We start from the raw sequence: 2457 nt of genomic DNA, 5'->3' as shown, positions 1-2457 counted from the left end.
AAATTCTCCACCACCAATCAATGAAAATTGCTGAGACAGAATATTGGTGTATGATGCTTTTTGCCCTTCAATAAAAAGTGCACTATCGCTGTATCCAGCAGTTAATGAGTTACCAAGTGCAACATATTTTGAAAAATTTGCCGAACCCGATGTTAAAGGCAATCCATCTGATGAGTTAGAAACGACACTTGCTGTTTCATCATCATTATTACAAGCTACAAAGGTTAATGAAACCAATAGTAACCATTTGAAATTTTTTATCATAATCTTAAATGTTATAATTTATTAATACTATTTATGGAGTAATTGTTAAAGAAGCAAAATATTGTTGACCTATCAATCCAGCTCCAAGAACTTGACGATATTCTTTGCCACCAATATTAGAAGCTCCAAGTTTAATAACCGATTTCAATTTTGGAAACGCATAATTGATTTGCGCATCAACAACAGTTGCTGCCTCAATTGTACCGTCTGCAAAATTTGATTCCCATAGATATTCACTATTCCATCTTCCGCTTACATTGAAACCAAAGTTTTTAAATAATTTTTCGTTTCCTAAAGACGCTTTAACTCTGTGCTTTGGTGTATTAAATCCTGCTTCAAAACTTGGGTCTTTTTCTTGATCAAAATCAAATTGTGCATAGTTATAATTTGCGCCAATTTCGAAATTTTTAGGTAATTTATATGAAAGACCTAAACCAAATCCTATAGATTTTATTTCAATATCAGTATTTGTATACAATTGATAAGCTCTTGTATCACCACTTCCTACAGCTTGAACAGCTAAAGATTCTGACACTGGTCCACCAGCTAAATTTGGTGAATCTGCTGCTGTACCATAATATGGAGCAAGGACTGTTAAATTTCCTATGAAATCATTATAAACATTGTAATATCCGTTGATGTCATAAGATATTTTTTTAATTTGACCTCTGTAACCTAACTCAATTGCTTTAACTGTTTCTGGTTTAACGTAACTTGCTTTTGATTTTTTTAGCAATCCAGCAGCACTAATAAGACCAGCAGTTGTTGGATTAGCTTTGTAAGCGGCTCCAAATGCTGTTGCAGAAGCAGCTGTAAAAGAATTAAAATAGGCGTTATTACCATTTAAGGTAACGGTTGGAGAGCCTAAAATTACTTGACCTGACGCAGAAATATTTCCAAATGAGCCACCGCCACCTCTTACCTCAGAAAATCTTATTAAATTGTCTGGAGCAGAACCAACTAAAACTGCACTTCCTACATTAAATCCGATATACTGGTCTTGAGTAGAAGGGTTTCTAAAACCAGTTTGGAATGATCCTCTAAAATTATGGTTTTTTTGTGCACCAGCAGAGTATACTAATGAAACTCTTGGAGAAAAATTACCATCAAAATTTTTAGATTTATCATATCTTACAGATCCAGTGAACTTCAGTCTATCTTCCATTAATTTTTTCTGAATTTGAGTATAAAAACCATATTCATTATAATTAATTTGAGAATTTTTATCAGTGTAGATTCTACCTCCTGAATTTAATTCGTAGAGTCTAAATGAACCTCCAACTTGAATTTCTGCAACTTTTATAATATCTTTAAAGTTATAATTTGCATCAGAATGATACATGTGTGAGTTGTCAACAAGTTTAGATCCTGTTAGTACATCTGGATCTGAAATTACTTTATTGAAAGCATTTTTAAAGGCATCAGTTCCTGGTATTAATCTTCCAGTATCAGCTACATTTCTAGCAGCTAAATGAGCTTGCTCTGGCGTTGCTCCACCAAGGGTAGAGGTTACATATGTTGCTGCATATTGACCAAACCATACGTTATCTGCTTTCCATTGTCTGTTAACATTTAACCCTGTAAACAACATATCATAAGAACTTCCGCCATCTTCTGTTGTAAAATATCCTCTAAGAAAAAAGTTTTTCCCTTTTACTTCTAATTTATGTTGTTGCATAAAGAAACCATTTAAATAGTATCTGTTTGCACCTTGATATACTGTGTTACCATATCCAAATTTACTTTGAAAAATAATTTCTGTATCATTTGCCCAAGGTTTAAAATGAAGAGAATAATCAATTTTAGCATTTCTTACTTTATTATCAGTAAGATCTACTTCATTGTAGCCTGTTCTACTTACATTATAATCTGGCAGAATTGCATTGAATACTGAAAATTGAGCTGGTGTTATTGCACCTGCACCAAGTAAACCAGCTGCTACACTTTTTATATTTGTTGAAGCTTCATCACCATAAACGTTGATACCATTATAGTTGTAGTAACCTCTGTCTAGTCCAACATTGTTTGTTAAATCTTTATCTCTATAATCTGTTGCATACCAATCTGTACCTTTCATGAAAGTGAAGTTGGCTTTTGCAGCAAAATGTTTAGAGAATGCATGGGCTACTCTCACTCCATAATCTGAATAATCATGTGCACCAGCAGCTTTTTGATTGGTCTGTCCGTATTTTA

General features: G+C 33.3%; 1 protein-coding gene and 1 pseudogene. Both read right to left on the bottom strand.

Going from position 1 to position 2457, the window contains the following annotated elements; translation table 11 throughout:
* Positions 1–264: pseudogene (locus ACH2CG_RS03155) on the bottom strand (G-D-S-L family lipolytic protein); the annotation flags it as partial.
* Positions 265–295: 31 nt separating this feature from the next.
* Positions 296–2457 (bottom strand): TonB-dependent receptor domain-containing protein (locus tag ACH2CG_RS03150; protein ID WP_395062116.1); only part of this gene is annotated, 2162 nt, incomplete at its 5' end.

Origin of the sequence: Flavobacterium sp., from assembly GCF_043778725.1 — a bacterium.
Taxonomy (GTDB): domain Bacteria; phylum Bacteroidota; class Bacteroidia; order Flavobacteriales; family Flavobacteriaceae; genus Flavobacterium.
This window is presented reverse-complemented; position numbering and strand designations above follow the sequence as displayed.